The 18,004-nt window shown below is 71.2% G+C and carries 18 protein-coding genes; 7 read left to right on the plus strand and 11 right to left on the minus strand.

The window, feature by feature from the left end; genetic code table 11:
- Positions 1-49: 49 nt before the first annotated feature.
- Positions 50-451, plus strand: a complete 402-nt coding sequence (locus N6H00_RS11575) for a hypothetical protein (RefSeq protein ID WP_268971537.1) — start codon at positions 50-52, stop codon at positions 449-451.
- A 33-nt stretch (positions 452-484) separates the two neighbouring features.
- On the opposite strand, the gene N6H00_RS11580 is transcribed toward N6H00_RS11575, so the two are convergent.
- From N6H00_RS11580 to ctaC, 4 genes are all read right to left on the minus strand, one after another.
- Positions 485-1,732 carry a L,D-transpeptidase gene (locus tag N6H00_RS11580; RefSeq protein ID WP_268971538.1) on the minus strand — a complete coding sequence of 416 codons (1,248 nt, stop codon included), beginning with the start codon at positions 1,730-1,732 and terminating at the stop codon, positions 485-487.
- Positions 1,733-1,901: 169 nt separating this feature from the next.
- A complete protein-coding gene (locus tag N6H00_RS11585) occupies positions 1,902-2,300 on the minus strand; it encodes a cytochrome c oxidase subunit 4 (RefSeq protein WP_268971539.1) in 399 nt (132 codons plus the stop codon).
- The gene (gene ctaD / locus N6H00_RS11590) at positions 2,297-4,039 is read right to left on the minus strand and encodes an aa3-type cytochrome oxidase subunit I (protein ID WP_268971540.1); all 1,743 of its coding nucleotides are present in this window, start codon (positions 4,037-4,039) and stop codon (positions 2,297-2,299) included. The genes N6H00_RS11585 and ctaD overlap by 4 nt, the downstream gene beginning before the upstream one ends.
- The gene (gene ctaC / locus N6H00_RS11595; RefSeq protein WP_268971541.1) at positions 4,036-4,998 is read right to left on the minus strand and encodes an aa3-type cytochrome oxidase subunit II; all 963 of its coding nucleotides are present in this window, start codon (positions 4,996-4,998) and stop codon (positions 4,036-4,038) included. Before ctaC ends, ctaD begins: the two co-directional genes overlap by 4 nt.
- Positions 4,999-5,578: 580 nt before the next feature.
- Between ctaC and N6H00_RS11600 the strand changes: the two genes are divergently transcribed.
- Positions 5,579-6,979 carry a cysteine desulfurase/sulfurtransferase TusA family protein gene (locus tag N6H00_RS11600; protein ID WP_268976928.1) on the plus strand — a complete coding sequence of 467 codons (1,401 nt, stop codon included), beginning with the start codon at positions 5,579-5,581 and terminating at the stop codon, positions 6,977-6,979.
- Between the two features lie 132 nt (positions 6,980-7,111).
- On the opposite strand, the gene N6H00_RS11605 is transcribed toward N6H00_RS11600, so the two are convergent.
- Entirely contained in the window at positions 7,112-8,086 is a 975-nt protein-coding gene (locus N6H00_RS11605) for a carbohydrate kinase family protein (protein ID WP_268971542.1), read from the minus strand.
- Positions 8,087-8,258: 172 nt separating this feature from the next.
- Here N6H00_RS11605 and N6H00_RS11610 point away from each other — a divergent pair, with 172 nt between their 5' ends.
- Both N6H00_RS11610 and N6H00_RS11615 read left to right on the plus strand, forming a co-directional pair.
- Positions 8,259-8,483: a hypothetical protein gene (locus N6H00_RS11610; protein WP_268971543.1), complete on the plus strand. Its 225-nt coding sequence runs from the start codon at positions 8,259-8,261 to the stop codon at positions 8,481-8,483.
- Between the two features lie 91 nt (positions 8,484-8,574).
- Positions 8,575-10,068 carry a hypothetical protein gene (locus tag N6H00_RS11615; protein WP_268971544.1) on the plus strand — a complete coding sequence of 498 codons (1,494 nt, stop codon included), beginning with the start codon at positions 8,575-8,577 and terminating at the stop codon, positions 10,066-10,068.
- Positions 10,069-10,169: 101 nt separating this feature from the next.
- On the opposite strand, the gene N6H00_RS11620 is transcribed toward N6H00_RS11615, so the two are convergent.
- Positions 10,170-10,523, minus strand: coding sequence for a HesB/IscA family protein (locus tag N6H00_RS11620; protein ID WP_020871998.1), 354 nt, complete (start codon positions 10,521-10,523; stop codon positions 10,170-10,172).
- A gap of 236 nt (positions 10,524-10,759) precedes the next feature.
- Here N6H00_RS11620 and nadA point away from each other — a divergent pair, with 236 nt between their 5' ends.
- Positions 10,760-11,938 (plus strand): quinolinate synthase NadA, encoded by a 1,179-nt coding sequence (gene nadA, locus N6H00_RS11625; RefSeq protein ID WP_268971550.1) that lies wholly within the window; start codon positions 10,760-10,762, stop codon positions 11,936-11,938.
- A 64-nt stretch (positions 11,939-12,002) separates the two neighbouring features.
- Here the strand turns inward: nadA and N6H00_RS11630 are convergent, their stop codons facing one another.
- From N6H00_RS11630 to N6H00_RS11645, 4 genes are all read right to left on the minus strand, one after another.
- The gene (locus N6H00_RS11630) at positions 12,003-12,680 is read right to left on the minus strand and encodes a response regulator transcription factor (protein ID WP_268971552.1); all 678 of its coding nucleotides are present in this window, start codon (positions 12,678-12,680) and stop codon (positions 12,003-12,005) included.
- Positions 12,677-13,960: a sensor histidine kinase gene (locus N6H00_RS11635; protein WP_268971555.1), complete on the minus strand. Its 1,284-nt coding sequence runs from the start codon at positions 13,958-13,960 to the stop codon at positions 12,677-12,679. Before N6H00_RS11635 ends, N6H00_RS11630 begins: the two co-directional genes overlap by 4 nt.
- 116 nt (positions 13,961-14,076) lie before the next feature.
- Positions 14,077-14,355: a PspA-associated protein PspAA gene (gene pspAA / locus N6H00_RS11640; RefSeq protein ID WP_268971556.1), complete on the minus strand. Its 279-nt coding sequence runs from the start codon at positions 14,353-14,355 to the stop codon at positions 14,077-14,079.
- Positions 14,356-14,392: 37 nt separating this feature from the next.
- Entirely contained in the window at positions 14,393-15,181 is a 789-nt protein-coding gene (locus N6H00_RS11645; protein ID WP_268971557.1) for a PspA/IM30 family protein, read from the minus strand.
- Positions 15,182-15,451: 270 nt separating this feature from the next.
- Here N6H00_RS11645 and N6H00_RS11650 point away from each other — a divergent pair, with 270 nt between their 5' ends.
- Both N6H00_RS11650 and N6H00_RS11655 read left to right on the plus strand, forming a co-directional pair.
- Positions 15,452-16,048, plus strand: a complete 597-nt coding sequence (locus N6H00_RS11650) for a DUF3043 domain-containing protein (protein WP_268971558.1) — start codon at positions 15,452-15,454, stop codon at positions 16,046-16,048.
- An 83-nt stretch (positions 16,049-16,131) separates the two neighbouring features.
- Positions 16,132-16,842 carry a class I SAM-dependent methyltransferase gene (locus tag N6H00_RS11655; RefSeq protein WP_329618683.1) on the plus strand — a complete coding sequence of 237 codons (711 nt, stop codon included), beginning with the start codon at positions 16,132-16,134 and terminating at the stop codon, positions 16,840-16,842.
- An 851-nt stretch (positions 16,843-17,693) separates the two neighbouring features.
- On the opposite strand, the gene N6H00_RS11660 is transcribed toward N6H00_RS11655, so the two are convergent.
- Positions 17,694-17,897 (minus strand): hypothetical protein, encoded by a 204-nt coding sequence (locus N6H00_RS11660; RefSeq protein ID WP_268971560.1) that lies wholly within the window; start codon positions 17,895-17,897, stop codon positions 17,694-17,696.
- Positions 17,898-18,004 lie beyond the last annotated feature (107 nt).

The following is an 18,004-nucleotide window of genomic DNA, read 5'->3' on the forward strand; positions in this document are numbered from 1 at the left end:
CATCCGCCCCAGGAGCCCGGCAGATCACTTACTTCGCCCGGAGGTCATGATGCGGCCGACCGCAACGGTGCTGGTCTACAGCGACGACGCGAGCACCCGCGAGCAGGTGCGCCTGGCGGCCGGGCGCCGGCCCGCCGCCGATGTGCCCCCGGTGGAGTTCCTGGATTGCGCCACCCTCCCGGCCGTTCTCTCGGCGCTGGAGGAGGGCGGTATCGACGCCTGCGTGCTGGACGGTGAGGCGGTGCCCGCGGGCGGGATGGGCGTCTGCCGGCAGATCAAGGACGAGATCTTCCAGTGCCCGCCGGTGCTGCTGCTCATCGGCCGCCCGCAGGATGCCTGGCTGGCCACCTGGAGCCGCGCGGAGACCGCGGTGGCGCATCCGGTGGACCCGGTCGCCCTGGCGGACGCGCTGGCCGGGCTGCTCCGCAAGCGGCTCTCGGTGGACGCCTGACCTCACCGTCTTCCTCACACCCGGGAACCTTCCTCACACCTGGGGACGGAGCCGGGCCGAGTCGGCGGGGGTGCCGTCGGGCTGGCCCGCGGCAATCGCGCTGCCCTTGCGCCAGTCCGCCCACGCCATGTTCCAGTCGCCGTAGCCGTTGTCGAACGTCGCCATGTCCTCGCCGTTGCTGTTGACGACCTCCACGATGTCACCCAGGCGCACGGTGTTGAAGAACCACTCGGCGTTCGCCGTGCTCATGCCCGTACAGCCGTGGCTGACGTTGGCGTAGCCCTGCGAACCGGTGGACCAGGGCGCGGCATGGACGTACTCACCGCTCTTGGTGACCCGGGCAGCCCAGTAGACCATCAGGTCGTAGGAGCCGGCGCCGAGTCCGATGCTGGCGCCCGTCATCCGTACGGCTGATTCCTTGGCCAGGATCACCTTGATGCCGTTCCGGGTGTCGAATCCGGGCATACCGGTGGTGATCGGGATGGTCCGGATCGGCACGCCGTTCCGCTTCACCGTCATCTGGTGGGTGCCGGAGTCGGTGAGGGCCTCGATGCGGTCGCCCGTGGTCAGCCGCAGCGACGTGGACGGGCCGCCGTAGAGCCCGCCGCCGACCCTGATGCCCTTGAGGTTGGAGTGGACCGTGATGGTGGCGTGGGCGGGCCAGTACTCCCGCGGACGGTAGTGCAGATTGCGGCTGTCCACCCAGTGCCAGACGCCCTCCACCGCGGGCCGCGAGTCCACCTTCAAGGCGCGTTCGATCACGGCTCGGGCCGAGGGGTCCTTGACGGGCCGGCTCAGCCGGGCCGTGATGGGCTGCCCCACCCCGTACTCCCCCGCCTTGGGGCCGAAGGTGACCTTCAGCAGCCGGCGGGCGGGGCTGGTGGTGAAGTCGACGGTACGGCGGCCGGGGGCCCCGTTGGAATCCTCCGTGGACACCTTCAGCGTGTAGCGCGCCCCCGCGGCCAGTGGCACGGTGCTGCGCCAGCGCTTGCCGTCGGACGCCAGCTCGCCCCGGACATAACGGCCCGCGGCATCGGTGGCCGTGACGTCCGTGATCCGGCTGTCGTCGTCCTTGGCCGTCACGACGAGCGGCTTGTCCGGATCGGCCTTGCGGCCGTCGCCGTCACCGCTGAACGAGATCTGGTCGGCGGCGTCGTACGGCTTGGCGGACAGGGGGTCGGGAGAGCCCCCGCATCCGCTCAGACCCGCTATCAGCGGCGCCACCAGCAGGGCGCAGGTGAGCGCCGCCCGGCTGCTGAGTGATCGAGGTGTGTGGCTCATGGTCTCAACGTACGAACGGCGTCCGTGCCCGTCGCGCCGGATGAGGCAGTGGAGTGAGCCACCGGCCCGCGCCCCGGTGCGCGCGCGGCAACGCGCAAGCGGGGCCCGGACACCTGGGGAGGTGTCCGGGCCCCGCTTGTCTCACCGGTCGTGTCGGCCGACCGGTCCGCTACTGGTTGGCGTTCTCGCCGCGGTAGTACTCGAAGACCCAGCCGAAGAGACCGATCATGAGGATCGGGGCCGAGAAGAAGAGCAGCCACCAGCCGAAGACCACGCCCAGGAAGGCCATGGCGCCACCGACGGCCAGGGAGAGCGGCTGCCAGCTGTGCGGGGAGAAGAATCCCAGCTCACCGGCGTCGTCCGCGACATCCGCGTCCTTGTTGTCCTGCGCTCCGACATCCACCCGGCGCGCCGTGAACGCCAGGTAGTAGCCGATCATGATGCTCAGCCCGAAGGCCAGGAAGAGCGCGGTGGTGCCGGCCGGCTCCTTCGACCACACGCCATAGACGATCGCCATGACGAGGATGAAGACGGCCAGCCAGATGAACATCCGGCCTTGGACCTTCACTTGCCGGCCTCCTTACCACCCGCGAGGGCCTTGTCATCGTCAGGCGCACCGTGGTTCTCGAGCTGGTCGAGCGCCGCGATCTCCGGGTGGTGCAGGTCGAACGCCGGGGATTCGGAACGGATCCGCGGCAGGGTGAGGAAGTTGTGCCGCGGGGGCGGGCAGGAGGTCGCCCACTCCAGCGAGCGGCCGTAGCCCCAGGGGTCGTCGACCTCGACCTTCTTGCCGTACTTGGCGGTCTTCCAGACGTTGTAGAGGAACGGCAGGATCGACAGGCCCAGCAGGAAGGAGCTGATGGTCGAGATGGTGTTCAGCGTGGTGATGCCGTCGGCCGCCAGGTAGTCCGCGTACCGGCGGGGCATGCCCTCGGCGCCCAGCCAGTGCTGGACCAGGAAGGTGCCGTGGAAGCCGATGAACAGCGTCCAGAAGGTGATCTTGCCGAGCCGCTCGTCGAGCATCTTGCCGGTGAACTTCGGCCACCAGAAGTGGAATCCGGAGAACATCGCGAAGACCACGGTGCCGAAGACCACGTAGTGGAAGTGGGCCACCACGAAGTACGAGTCGGAGACGTGGAAGTCCATGGGCGGCGACGCCAGGATCACACCGGTCAGACCACCGAAGGTGAAGGTGATCAGGAAGCCGATCGCCCAGAGCATCGGGGTCTCGAAACTCAGCGACCCCTTCCACATCGTGCCGATCCAGTTGAAGAACTTGATACCGGTCGGCACCGCGATGAGGAACGTCATGAACGAGAAGAACGGCAACAGCACTCCGCCGGTGACATACATGTGGTGGGCCCACACCGTCACCGAGAGACCGGCGATCGAAATGGTCGCGGCGATCAGGGAGATGTAACCGAACATCGGCTTCCGGGAGAAGACCGGAATGACCTCGGAAATGATGCCGAAGAACGGCAGCGCGATGATGTACACCTCTGGATGGCCGAAGAACCAGAAGAGGTGCTGCCAGAGCAACGCTCCGCCATTGGCCGCGTCGAAGACGTGTGCCCCGAATTTACGGTCCGCCTCCAGGGCGAACAGCGCGGCGGCCAGCACCGGGAAGGCGAGCAGGACCAGCACCGCGGTCAGCAGCACGTTCCAGGTGAAGATCGGCATCCGGAACATCGTCATGCCCGGGGCGCGCATGCAGATGATCGTGGTGATGAAGTTGACCGCACCGAGGATCGTGCCGAAGCCGGAGAGGGCCAGACCCATGATCCACATGTCCGCGCCCACACCCGGCGAACGCACCGCGTCCGACAGCGGGGAGTAGGCGAACCAGCCGAAGTCGGCCGCGCCCTGCGGGGTCAGGAAGCCGCCCACCGCGATCAGCGAACCGAAGAGGTACAGCCAGTACGCGAACATGTTCAGCCGCGGGAACGCCACATCGGGCGCACCGATCTGCAGCGGCATGATCCAGTTCGTGAAGCCCGCGAACAGCGGGGTGGCGAACATCAGCAGCATGATCGTGCCATGCATGGTGAACGCCTGGTTGAACTGCTCGTTCGACATGATCTGCGTACCCGGACGGGCCAGCTCGGCGCGCATGAAGAGCGCCATGAGGCCGCCGATGCAGAAGAACGCGAACGACGTGACGAGATAGAGCGTGCCGATCGTCTTGTGGTCCGTGGTGGTCAGCCACTTGACGACGACATTGCCCGGCTGCTTCCGGCGTACCGGCGACTGCCGCTCATGCGAGCCGGCCGTGTCGGCGGCACCCTGGGGTTCGTTGAGGATGCTCACGATGTCTTGGTCTCCGCGTTCTTGGCGGCGTCCGTCTGCTCAATGCCCGCCGGGATGTAGCCGGTCTGGCCCTTCTTCGCCAGCTCCTTGAGGTGCTGCTGGTAGCGCTCCGGCGACACGACCTTGACGTTGAAGAGCATCCGGGAGTGGTCGACGCCGCACAGTTCGGCGCACTTGCCCTTGAAGGTGCCCTCGCGGTTCGGGGTGACCTCGAAGCGGTTGGTGTGGCCCGGGATGACGTCCATCTTCATCAGGAAGGGGACCACCCAGAACGAGTGGATGACATCGCGGGACGTCAGGATGAACTGGACCGACTCGCCCTTCGGCAGCCACAGGGTCGGACCCGGGTTGCCGGTCTGCGGGTTCCGCTCACCGGGGGTGCCCGCCTCGTAGACGCCCTCCGCGCCCTTGGGGACCGCGCTGAGCATGCGCTTGGGGATCGAGGAGATCTCCTTGGCGGTCGCCTGTGGAGTCGTGGTCTTCCCGTCCACGTTCTCCATGTAGTTGAAGCCCCAGCTCCACTGGTAGCCCACCACGTTGACCACGTGGTCGGGCTTCTTGGAGGTCTTGAGGAGCGCGTTCTCATCGCGTGCGGTGAAGTAGAACAGCACCGAGACGATGATGATCGGGACCACGGTGTACAGCGCCTCGATCGGCATGTTGTACCGGGTCTGCGCGGGAACCTCGATCTTGGTCCTGCTGCGGCGGTGGAAGATGACCGCCCAGATGATCAGGCCCCAGACCAGGACGCCCGTGGCGAGCGCTGCCGCCCACGAGCCCTGCCACAGGGAGAGGATCCGCGGCGCCTCCTCCGTGACGGGGGTAGGCATTCCGAGGCGGGGGAAGTCCTTCGATGTGCAACCGGTGGCGGTCGCCAGGACCAAGCCCGCGGCCAGCGCCTGCAGCAGCTTCCGCCGCACCGGGCGCCGCGACGAGCGGTCGGAGCCGTTGGGACTCACGTAGCGCCTTCCCGAGAGTCTCGCCCGCGCGGTCGGCCGCGGCCGTCTGTCTGGTCGGTCGCCGGCCCGGTGCGGGCAGGGGTTTGGATGTTTATGCGGACCAAACCCTACTGGACGCCATTTGGGGTCGTGCGGGGAGGGTGCCCAACGCGCCGGGGCGCTCCACGAAGGGGTGGAATCCCGGGCTCCGGTGGCCTTTTCCGCACCTGGCACGCCCCCGGCCCCGGCCCCGGCACACCCCGCTTCGGGACCCTGGCACGGCCCGGCTCGGGGTCGGCTTGGGACTCTGCGCGCCCCGGTTCGGGGTCCTGGCGCGGCCCGGCTCGGGGCCCTGGCGCGGCTGGGCCCTGCGCGCCTCGGCCCCAGGTCTGACGCGGACCCGGCCCCGGGTGCGGCACAGCCCCGAGTCCGCCGCGGCCCGGTCTCGGGGTCGGTGCGAACCGGCTGCGAGGCCAGTGCGGTCCGGCACGGCACGGTCCCGGCCGCCGGGGTCCGGCCGGATCTCGGCTGGGCGGTCGGTGCGGGCACGGACGGGGCCGCGCGCGCCCGGTTGTCGGTGGTGGCGACTAGCGTTTCGTATGTGCCCTACTTCGACGCGGCCTCGTCCGCTCCGCTGCACCCCGTCGCCCGGCAGGCGCTCCTGGCCGCCCTCGACGAGGGGTGGGCCGACCCCGCCCGGCTCTACCGGGAGGGGCGCCGCGCCCGGCTGTTGCTGGACGCCGCGCGGGAGGCGGCGGCCGAGGCCGTGGGCTGCCGCCCGGACGAGCTGGTCTTCACTCCTTCGGGGACGCGCGCGGTGCACGAGGGCATCGCGGGGGCGCTCGCGGGCCGTCGGCGCGCCGGCCGTCATCTGGTCGTCTCCGCCGTGGAGCACTCCTCGGTGCTGCACGCGGCGGCCGCGCACGAGGCGGACGGCGGCACGGTCACCGAGGTGCCGGTGGACCGTATGGGGCGGGTCGCGCCGGACGCGTACGCGGCGGCCCTGCGGGAGGCCCCGGACGGGGTGGCGCTGGCCTGTCTGCAGTCCGCCAACCATGAGGTGGGCACCCTCCAGCCGGTGGCCGAGGCGGCCGAGGAGTGTGCGGCGGCGGGCGTACCGCTGCTGGTGGACGCGGCGCAGTCGCTCGGCTGGGGTCCCGTGGAGGGCAATTGGTCGCTCCTGACGGCAAGTGCCCATAAGTGGGGCGGCCCCGCGGGGGTGGGGCTGCTCGTGGTGCGCAAGGGGGTGCGCTTCCGTACGGCCTCGCCCGCCGACGAGCGGGAGTCGGGCCGCTCCCCCGGTTTCGAGAACCTCCCCGCCATCGTCGCCGCGGCCGCCTCGCTGCGGGCCGTCCGGGCGGAGGCCACCGCCGAGGCGGAACGGCTGCGGGGGCTGGTGGACCGCATCCGGGCGCGGGTGCCGGCGCTGGTGCCGGAGGTGGAGGTGGTCGGCGACCCTCAGCGGCGGCTGCCGCATCTGGTGACCTTCTCCTGTCTCTATGTCGACGGAGAGGCGCTGCTCCACGAGCTGGACCGCGCGGAGTTCTCGGTCTCCTCCGGCTCCTCGTGCACCTCGTCCACGCTGACCCCGAGCCATGTGCTGCGCGCGATGGGGGTGCTGTCCGAGGGCAATGTCCGGGTCTCGCTGCCGCGCGGTACGGCCGAGGCGGAGGTGGACCGGTTCCTGGAGGTGCTGCCGGGGGTGGTGGCCGAGGTGCGCGAGCGCCTGGGCGCGCCACGGCCGGCCGGAGCCGAAGCCTCCGCCCCGGCTCCCGAGCCCGAGCTGGTGGTCGATTCGCTCGGCAAGCGGTGCCCGATCCCGGTGATCGAGCTGGCCAAGGTGATCGGCGAGGTACCGGTGGGCGGCGTGGTGACGGTGCTGTCCGACGACGAGGCGGCCCGGCTGGACATCCCGGCGTGGTGCGAGATGCGGGGCCAGACCTACGAGGGCGAGCGCCCGGCCGAACGGGGCGTGGCCTACCGGGTCCGCCGCCGCGACTAGGCCCCGTCGGCCCTGTCCGGCACATCACGCCGTCCGCCGGGGGCGGTGCGCGCGGCCTCGGTACACGAGGTACCTCCCAGCGGTGGCTGGGGGAGCCGGCACGGCGGGATGTGTCGGACAGGGCCGGTGGGGTCAGGAGAGGTGGGCCGCGATCTCGCCCGCCGCCTCATGGCCGTACGCCTTGGCGAACCGCTCCATGAAGTGGCCGCGGCGCAGCTCGTACTCCTGGGTGCCGACCGTCTCGATGACCAGCGTCGCCAGCATGCAGCCGACCTGGGCGGCGCGCTCGAGCGGGAGTTCCCAGGCCAGACCGGAGAGGAAGCCCGCGCGGAAGGCGTCGCCGACGCCGGTCGGGTCGGCCTTCCGCTCCTCCTCCGGGCAGCCGACGACGATGGGCTCCTCGCCCTCGCGGTCGATCCGCACGCCCTGTGCGCCCAGCGTGGTGACCCGGGTGCCGACCTTGGCGAGGATCTGGTCCGCGGTCCAGCCGGTCTTGGTCTCGATCAGCGCGGCCTCGTACTCGTTGGTGAAGAGGTACTCGGCGCCGCCGATCAGCGCCCGGATGTCCTCGCCCTCCATGCGGGCGAGCTGCTGGGAGGGGTCGGCGGCGAAGGGGATGCCGCGGGTGCGGCACTCCTCGGTGTGGCGGACCATCGCCTCCGGGTCGTCCGCGCTGATCAGGACGAGGTCGAGGCCGCCGACCCGCTCCGCGACCGGCTGGAGCTCGATCTGGCGGGCCTCGCTCATGGCGCCGGTGTAGAAGGAGGCGATCTGGTTGTGGTCGGCGTCCGTGGTGCAGACGAAGCGCGCGGTGTGCAGGACCTCGGAGATCCGCACGGACGCGGTGTCCACACCGTGCCGGTCCAGCCAGGCGCGGTAGTCGGCGAAGTCCTCGCCGGCCGCGCCGACCAGGATCGGGCGCAGGCCCAGCACGCCCATGCCGAAACAGATGTTGGGGCCGACCCCGCCACGGCGGACGTCGAGGGTGTCGACCAGGAAGGAGAGGGAGACCGTATGCAGCTGATCGGCGACCAGCTGATCGGCGAAGCGGCCGGGGAAGGTCATCAGATGGTCGGTGGCGATGGAGCCGGTTACGGCGATACGCACGGGATTCGCTCCTGCGAGGGGCGGCGAGATCGGACGCTTCACGCTATCCGCTTCCCCCTGCCCATACGAACGGAAGAAACTACCCGATAGTAGGTCTTTTGTCGCGGACACCCGCTGAATAGCGTGCTCGACGCGGGGTACGCGTCGGCGGCCCCCTGGACCGGGAGACCTCATGCCTCAGCGATTCGCCTCCGCCTTCTCCGCCACCGGAGTCATCGAACCCGAGCAGCTGGAGGAGCTGCGCGGGGACGGTGCGCGGATGGCGCCGCACTGGGCGGTCACCGTATCGCCTGCCGCCGCCCCCGCCTCACCGGTCTCCCCCTCCCGCATCCGGGGGATCACCGTGCCGCCCGCGTCGGCCGATCTGCTGGCCGGCATGTCGGATTACGGCAACTGAAGGAACCGGGTGCGCCCCGGCTCCGTCTCATCGGCATCTCCTCGCGAGGGATGCGACCGTAGAACGTGAGCGGAGCCGAAGGAGCGAAACGGTGAGCACCGAGGACACCGACACCCCGCAGACCCCCGACGACGACACTCGCCGACCGCGCCGACGCTCGCCGCTGGCCGTCGTGTCAGTGGCGGCCGCGGTGCTGGTCGCCGGTGGTGGCGGCGCCTACTGGGCCTCCAGCGCGGCGGACGGCGGCACGCGAGGGCCGGGCGCGGCGGGCGAGGACGGCGCGCCGAAACCCCTCGCACTGGACGCCTACGCCTCCCCGGCCGGGGAGCGGGGCGGGGACGAGGGCATCGCGCCGGGTGAGCCCGATCCGCGCGGCGGCCGCTATGTGATCAAGGGGAAGTACCCGGACGGGCCCGAGGAGGCCCCGGTGTACCTGAGCGACCCGAAGGTCACCAAGGCCGATGCGGCGCGGCTGGCGAAGGCCCTGGACGTGTCCGGCAGCCCCCGCGCCGACCACGGGTACTGGAAGGTCGGCGGCACCAAGGACGGGAGCGGCCCGACGCTGCGGGTGAGCCGGACCGGGCCGGGCAGCTGGTCGTACGCGCGCTATGGGGCGCCGGGCGGCACGTCCTGCGTCCACCCGGACGGGAAGCCGGCGGATCAGGGCGCGCGGACCGACAAGGGCGGTCAGGCCGCCGGGACGGATGCGGACAAGGACGCCGCGGACTGCCCCTCCTACCGGGACGGCGACAAGCGCGGTGACAACGGCGCCGGTGAGGGTGGCGACAAGGCCGTGTCCGAGGAGAAGGCGGAGCGCACCGCCGAGCCGGTGCTGAAGGCGCTGGGCCTGTCGGACGCGAAGCTCGACGCGCGGAGCCGCTACGGCGCCGTGCGGATGGTGAACGCGGACCCGCGGGTGGGCGATCTGCCGACCCACGGCTGGCGGACCAGTCTTCAGGTCGGCGCCGACGGCCAGCTGGTGGGCGGCAGCGGAACGCTGGCGCTGCCCCGGGAGGACGACAGCTATCCGCTGCTCGGCGCGGAGCAGGCGCTGCGGCGGCTGAACGACACGGCGGCAGCCAAGGGAGGCGACGGCTCCGACAAGGTGACGGTGCGCAAGGCCACCTTCGGCCTCGCCTCGCACCTGGTCGACGGCCGGCGGGCGCTGGTGCCGTCGTGGATCTTCGAGACCGAGCCGACCGGGGCCAACGGGGTGGCGGTCACCCTTCCCTACCCCGCGGTGAAGCCGGAGTTCATCAAGAAGGCCGAGGGGCCGGGCCACTCCCCGTCGCGGCCGGGCGAGGGGGACGAGACCTCCAAGCCCGATGACATCACCTCGTACAGCGTGGACGGCAAGACCCTGACGGTGCGCTTCTGGGGCGGTGTCTGCAACACCTACTCGCTCTCCGCGAAGGAGACGTCCGAGCAGGTGACGCTGGAGCTGGGGAGCAAGCCGACCCATCCGGGGCGGGCCTGCATCCTGATCGCCAAGCAGTTGGAGAAGAAGGTGACGCTGAAGGAGCCGCTGGACGGCCGGAAGGTCGTGGACGGGTCCACCGGTGAGACGGTGCCGCTGCGGAAGTGACGGTGCCGTCGCGGGAGCAGGCGTAGCACGGCATGCGGAAGGGGGCGGGCCCATGGGCCCGCCCCCTTCGTCGCGCCGTTCGCCGCCGCCGTGCCGGCGGCTCAGCTGAAGGAGTCGCCGCAGGCGCAGGAGCCCGTGGCGTTCGGGTTGTCGATGGTGAAGCCCTGCTTCTCGATGGTGTCGACGAAGTCGATCGAGGCACCGCCCAGGTACGGGGCGCTCATGCGGTCGGTCACGACCTTGACGCCGCCGAAGTCCTTGACGACGTCGCCGTCGAGCGAGCGCTCGTCGAAGAAGAGCTGGTAGCGCAGGCCGGAGCAGCCGCCGGGCTGGACGGCGACGCGCAGCGCGAGGTCGTCGCGGCCCTCCTGCTCCAGCAGGCTCTTGACCTTCGACGCGGCGGCGTCGGACAGGATGATGCCCTCGCTCGCGGTGGTCTCGTCCTGAACGGTCATCTGCTTCTCTCCCGGGTCGTACGGACTGCTTGCCGTCGGAACCAACCAACGGCGTCCCGGATTCATTCCGGGCCCAGCGCTTGTCTCCTGTTGCCCTTCATGCTCGCACACGGGTCGGCACACCGGAATGCGTCACATCGACACAATGCCCATCGTCAAAGTGACGTGAAGCGGCTATGATAGATAGCGTCATTCTGACGATTAGGGTTCCCAGTGAAGAAAGAAGGGTGCGTGACGTGACCACCGCCCAATCCCTCGACGTGCAGCCGACCCCGCTCGCTCTGCTGCTTCTCGGCCGGGAGGCCGACCCCCGGAGCGAGCGCGGCGTGGAATGCCCGGGAGACCTTCCGGCGCCCTCCGACCCGGATCTGGTGGCGCGCGCCCGCGCGGCCAAGGAGAAGCTCGGGGACAAGGTCTTCGTCCTCGGCCACCACTACCAGCGCGACGAGGTGATCGAGTTCGCCGATGTCACCGGGGACTCCTTCAAGCTCGCCCGGGAAGCGGCGGCCCGTCCGGACGCCGAGTACATCGTCTTCTGCGGTGTGCACTTCATGGCCGAGTCAGCCGACATCCTGACCAACGACGCCCAGCAGGTCGTCCTCCCCGATCTGGCGGCCGGCTGCTCGATGGCCGACATGGCCACGGCCGAGCAGGTCGCCGAGTGCTGGGAGGTGCTGACCGAGGCGGGGGTCGCGGATGTGACGGTGCCCGTCTCGTACATGAACTCCTCCGCCGACATCAAGTCGTTCACCGGTCGCCACGGCGGCACGATCTGCACCTCCTCCAATGCCCAGCGGGCCCTGGAGTGGGCGTTCCAGCAGGGCGAGAAAGTGCTGTTCCTGCCCGATCAGCATCTGGGGCGCAATACGGCGGTCCGCGACCTGGGCATGTCGCTGGAGGACTGTGTCGTCTACAACCCGCACAAGCCGAACGGCGGCCTCACCCCCGAGCAGCTGCGCGCCGCGACGATGATCCTGTGGCGCGGCCACTGCTCGGTGCACGGCCGGTTCTCGCTGGACTCGGTCAACGATGTGCGCGAGCGGATACCGGATGTGAACGTGCTGGTGCACCCCGAGTGCAAGCACGAGGTGGTGGCCGCGGCGGACCACGTGGGCTCGACCGAGTACATCATCAAGGCCCTGGAGGCCGCCCCCGCCGGTTCGAAGTGGGCGATCGGCACCGAGCTGAACCTCGTACGGCGCCTGGCCAATCGTTTCGCCGATCAGGGCAAGGAGATCGTCTTCCTCGACAAGACGGTCTGCTTCTGCTCGACCATGAACCGGATCGATCTGCCGCACCTGGTCTGGGCGCTGGAGTCGCTGGTGGACGGCAAGGTGGTCAACCGCATCCAGGTCGACAAGGAGACGGAGCACTTCGCCAAGCTGGCCCTGGAGCGGATGCTGGCGCTGCCGTAGCCGGCGGCGTGTACCGGGCACCGGGGCTGAGCTCGGCAGTCGGCCCCGGCCGCCCGGCCCCCGGTCAGTGGCCCGCGCGGACCAGCCCCGTCTCGTAGGCGATCACCACCAGCTGGGCGCGGTCGCGGGCGCCCAGCTTGGCCATCGCGCGGTTGACATGCGTCTTGACCGTGAGCGGGCTCACCTCCAGCCGGGCGGCGATCTCGTCGTTCGACAGCCCGCCGGCCACCTGGGCCAGGACCTCGCGCTCGCGGACCGTGAGGACGTCCAGCCGCGCGGCGTCGTAGCCGCTCCCCTCGTCGCTCCGGTCGCCCTGGGCCAGGAAGCGGGCGATCAGCCCCTTGGTCGCGGCCGGGGACAGCAGCGCCTCGCCCGCCGCCGCGATACGGATCGCCGCGAGCAGCTCATCGGGTTCGGCGCCCTTGCCGAGGAATCCGCTGGCACCCGCCCGCAGCGAGTCCACCACGTACTCGTCGACCTCGAAGGTCGTCAGCATGACCACCCGGACGCCGCCGAGCTGCGGATCTTTGGTGATCATGCGGGTGGCGGCCAGTCCGTCCGTACCGGGCATCCGGATGTCCATCAGGACCACATCGGCACCCTCGGCGCGGGCGATCTCCACCGCCTGCGCCCCGTCGGACGCCTCCCCCACCACCTCCATGTCCGGCTCGGAGTCCACCAGGACGCGGAACGCGCTGCGCAGCAGCGCCTGATCGTCCGCGAGCAACACCCTGATCGTCATGAGTCCCCTCCGCTACGCAACTGCAGAGGAAGTCTCACCCGGACCCGGAAGCCGCCCTCGGGCCGGGGTCCCGCCTCGCAGCTGCCGCGCAGCGCGGTCACCCGCTCGCGCATGCCCAGCAGGCCGTGTCCGCCGCCCCCGGTCTCCTCCCCGGGCCCGCCCCTGTCGTCCGTCCCCTCCGGCCCGCCCGGCCCCACGGTCCGCGCCCCCGCCCCGTCGTCCTCGACGGTGACGTCCAGGGCGTCCCGGACGCGGGCGATGCGGACCTGGGCGGTGGCCCCGGGCCCGGCGTGCTTGTGCACATTGGTCAGCGCCTCCTGGACGATCCGGTAGGCCGTCAGGTCCACCGAGCCGGGCAGCGGGCTGAGCGCCTCCGGTGGCTCCGCCCGGACCTCGACCCGCATCCCGGCCCGGACGAAACCGTCCACGAGCTGGTCCAGGACGGCGAGACCGGGGGCCGGTTCGGTGGGCGCGGCGGGGTCGCCGTACTGCCGCAGCAGACCGACCGTGGCGCGCAGTTCGTCCAGCGCCGAGCGGCTCGCCTGCCGTACGTGGGCGAGCGCCTCCTTGGCCTGGTCCGGACGGTTGTCCATGACGTGGGAGGCCACCCCGGCCTGGACGTTGACCAGCGCGATGTGATGCGCCACGACATCGTGCAGCTCACGGGCGATGCGCAGCCGCTCCTCGGCGACCCGGCGGCGCGCCTCCTCCTCGCGGGTCCGCTCGGCCCTGACCGCCCGCTCCTCGATGGCGGCGATGAAGGCGCGGCGGCTGCGCACCGCGTCGCCGGCCGCCGCGGCCAGCCCGGTCCAGGCGAAGAGCCCCCAGTTCTCCTGGGAGTACCAGGGGTTGAGCCCGAAGAGCATCCCGGCCCCCGTGACCAGCACGGCCGTGGCGGCGCCGAGCCGCCAGGTGGTGGGGCGGTCGGTGCGGGCCGCGACGGTGTAGAGCGCCACCACGACGCCGAACACGATGGAGGTGCGCGGCGGGCCCACGTCATTGGTGATGATCTCGACGAGGGTGAGGCCGACGTTGAAGACGAGCACTCCGCACGGCCGTTCGCGGCGGAACACCAGCGAGCCGGCGGCGAGCACGGCCAGCAGCACGAAGAGGGGGCCCAGCGGCTGATCGGGCACGCGCGGACTGGCCACCGCGCCGATCAGGATCAGCACCAGGACCCCCGCCGACACCATGGCGTCCAGGGAGCGGGGGTGGTCGCACAGCCAGCGGTGCGGACGGGCCAGACCCGGCCCGACGGCGAGGGGAGTCACGGGATCCAACGGTAAGGGCCGCGGCGGGCCGCCCGGCTTCATGAGCGCCCGAGCCCGGCCGGCCGAGCGGGCACGAGCTGAACTGGAGTGCGGTCCGGGGGCACGTCGCACGACCTTGCGCCGCACTATCCCGGAATGAGGCCGTCGTCCTTGAGCATCGCCTTGACTTCCTCAAGGGTGGCGTCGGCGGCGGGGAGAATCAGCTCGGACGGCTGGAGGGCGTCGTCGGGCAGCGGCTCACCGGCCGAGCGCACCGCCTCCAGCAGCGCGCCCAGGGTCTTCCGGAAGCCCTCGTGATCGCCGCCCTCGATCTCGGCGAGCAGCTCGTCGTCCAGTCTGTTCAGTCCGGGCAGCCGGCTGTCGGCCACCAGCACCTGGCCCTCCCCCATGATCCGTACGATCATGACGACCTCCTCGGAGACCTCGCCCAAGGGGCGCGGGCTACTGCTTGTCGAACCTGTGCTGGGTCTGGGACTGCTGGGCCTGGTCCTGCTTGCCGCCCTCGATCGCCTGCTGCGGGCTGCCGCCGGCCAGCTCGGCCTTCATCCGCTGGAGCTCCAGCTCCACGTCCGTACCGCCGGAGATCCGGTCGAGCTCGGCCGCGATGTCGTCCTTGGTGGCCATACCGGACTGGTCGTCGAGGGCTCCGGAGGCCAGCAGCTCGTCGATCGCACCCGCGCGCGCCTGCATCTGGGCGGTCTTGTCCTCGGCGCGCTGGATCGCCATGCCGACGTCGCCCATCTCCTCCGAGATGCCGGAGAACGCCTCGCCGATCCGGGTCTGCGCCTGGGCCGCGGTGTAGGTGGCCTTGATGGTCTCCTTGCGGGTGCGGAACGCGTCGACCTTGGCCTGCAGCCGCTGGGCGGCCAGCGTCAGCTTCTCCTCCTCGCCCTGGAGCGTCTGGTGCTGCGTCTCCAGGTCGGTGACCTGCTGCTGGAGCGCGGCACGGCGGGACAGCGCCTCGCGGGCCAGGTCCTCCCGGCCGAGCGCGAGCGCCTTGCGCCCCTGGTCCTCCAGCTTGGTGGACTGGCCCTGCAACTGGTTGAGCTGAAGCTCCAGGCGCTTGCGCGAGGTCGCCACGTCCGCGACACCGCGCCGCACCTTCTGGAGCAGCTCGAGCTGCTTCTGGTACGAGTAGTCAAGGGTCTCGCGCGGGTCCTCGGCCCGGTCCAGGGCCTTGTTGGCCTTCGCGCGGAAGATCATTCCCATACGCTTCATGACACCGCTCATGGGCCTCGCGCGCCCCCTTCTGACGGACGTGTGCTCCGGCACTCCAATAGACCCAGCCTACGGGGCCCACTTCCATTACCGCACTGTTCGCGTCCGCGCGCGCTCCTCCTCCAGGACGATCAGGCACCCGGAGTCTCCGGCGCAAGGAGGAGTGCGCCCCCTGTGTCCCGATCTGTGTCCCGATCGGGTCCCGGTACGGCGGGATCCCGTTGCCGGATCGTTCCCCCTGAGGCTGGGGCACCCACCCGGCAACCCGTACCCTTGGGCTTTGTGTTCCGAAGCCGTTCCAAGGATGAGCAGGCCGCAACCACCAAGGTGACCGCGGACCAGCCGCAGCAGCCCCGTGACCCGCAGGCGCCCAAGGGCCGCCCCACTCCCAAGCGGAGCGAGGCCCAGTCACAGCGCCGCAGCCTGGCGAAGACGCCGGCCAACCGTAAGGAGGCCACCAAGCGTGCGCGCGAGGCCCGCCGCGCCGATCTGGCCAAGCAGCGCGAGGCGCTGGCCGGGGGCGACGAGCGGTATCTGCCGGCCCGCGACAAGGGTCCGGTGCGCCGCTTCGCCCGCGACTTCGTGGACTCGCGGTTCTCGGTGGCGGAGTACTTCCTGCCGCTCGCGGTGGTCATCCTGGTGCTGAGCATGATCCGGGCCGGCGCCCTGCAGAGCTATGTGCTGCTGCTGTGGATGGTGGTCATCGTCCTGATCGTGATCAACTCCATCGTCCTCGGCTTCCAGCTCAAGCGGCAGCTGCGCAAGCGCTTCCCCGACGAGAACCTGCGCGGCGCGGTGGCGTACGCCCTGATGCGCACCCTCCAGATGCGCCGGCTGCGGCTGCCCAAGCCGCAGGTCAAGCGCGGAGAGCGGCCCTGAGCGGCCAACCCTCCGGCTTCGCCGGCGGGGCGACCGGCTGGCTGGGTCACCTCGGGGCCCTGCGGAACACCGTCCGGCAGACACTGGTCGCGCACCAGCTCGACGAGCAGATCACCGCCCGCTTCCCGGTGGGACAGCGGCTGCGGGTGCTCGACGTGGGCGTCGGCCAGGGCACCCAGGCCCTGCGGCTGGCCCGTGCCGGCCATGAGGTGACCGGGCTGGAGTCGGACGCCGCCATGCTGGAGGCGGCCCGCACCGTGCTCGCCGAGGAGCCCGAGGGCATCCGGCGGCGGGTGCGGCTGATCGAGGGCGACGGCCGGGAGACCGGGGCCCACTTCCTGCCGGGCACCTTCGACGTGGTGCTGTGCCACGGGGTGCTGATGTACGTGCCCGAACCCGATCCGCTGCTCGCCGGGCTGGCCCGGGTACTGGCCCCCGGCGGTCTGCTCTCCCTGCTGGTGCGCAACGGCGACGCGCTGGCGATGCGGCCGGGGCTGGCCGGGGACTGGGACACCGCGCTGACCGCCTTCGACTCCCCCTCGTACACCAACCGGATCGGCCTGCGGGTGCGCGCCGACCGGCGCGAGGAACTGACCTCGACCCTGACCGCGATCGGCGCGCCGCTGCGCGCCTGGTACGGGGTGCGCGTCTTCACCGACCTCGCCCCGAACGACGCGGAGCCGCCCGGCTCCCCGGAGTGGGAGCGCCTGCTGGCAGCCGAGGAACGAGCCGGCCGCACGGATCCGTACCGCGCGGTGGCGGCACTGCTGCATCTGTGTGGGGTGCGGGGCTGATCGCCGATGCGGGGTGGCAGTGGCGGTGCCCACCGCCACTGCCACCCCGCACCTACCTCGCGCGAGCGCCAGACGGTACGGCCGCCACCCCGCCCGGGGCACCACCTTGCGTGGGCACCACCTCGCGCGGGCAGCCCCCCGCGCAGGCGCTACCTCGCACGGGCACCACCCCGCGCGAGCAGCCCCCGCGCAGGCACCACCTTGCGTGGGCGCCACCTCGCACGGACGCCACTCCGCGCAGGCGCCACCCCGCGCAGGCACCACCCCGCGCGGGGCAGCCCCCGCGCAGGCGCTACCTCGCACGGGCACCACCTCGCGCAGGCACCACCCCGCGCGGACACCACCCCGCGTGGGCGCCACCCCGCACGGACGCCACTCCGCGCAGGCGCCACCCCGCGCAGGCGCTACCTCGCGTGGGCGCCACCCCGCACGGGCGCCACCCCGCGCAGGCGCTACCTCACACGGGCACCACCTCGCGTGGGCGCCACCCCGCGCAGGCACCACCCCGCACGGACGCCACCCCGCGCGAGCAGCCCCCCGCACGGGCGCTACCTCAGGCGAGCGCTACCCCCGCACGGTCACCACCCTGCGCGGGCACCACCTTGCGCAGGCACCCTGCGCAGGCGCTCGGGCACCACCTCGCGCGGGTGCCACCCGCGCATCGGCGCATGCGTCTGGCTCGACGCGGGCGTACTGCAAGGTGCGGGTCCGGTGCGATGCACCCTTGCTCTTCGGGTGCGTGCCCTGCGGTGCGCGGACGCCTGATCGGCGTCCACCGTCCGGCTCGGTGCGCGCCGGCCGAGTAGGCGCGTAGGCCTACTCGGGGCGCACCGTCCGACTCGATGCCACGCCTACTCGGCGCGCAGGCTCATCGGGCCGTAGATCTTCGTGCCGTCCTCGAAGAGCGTCACCTGCTCCGCTCCTCCCTCGAGGAGCGCCCGCCACTCCTCACCGATCCACGACTCCGCGTCCCCCTGAGTCGGGAACTCGTCCGGCTGCACCGCGGGCTTCGTCTCCGTCCCGTCGGACTTCTCGAACCGCCATGTCCACGCCATATCCAGCCTCCTCCATCCTGCCGGCCCACAGGTGATACCCGCCGGTCCACAGGTGATGTCTGCCCGCAGCCTAAGTGACTGATCACTCCCTAGGGGGTGGCCCCGCG

Origin of the sequence: Streptomyces sp. S465 (assembly GCF_026898115.1) — a bacterium.
In the GTDB taxonomy this organism is placed as follows: domain Bacteria; phylum Actinomycetota; class Actinomycetes; order Streptomycetales; family Streptomycetaceae; genus Streptomyces; species Streptomyces luomodiensis.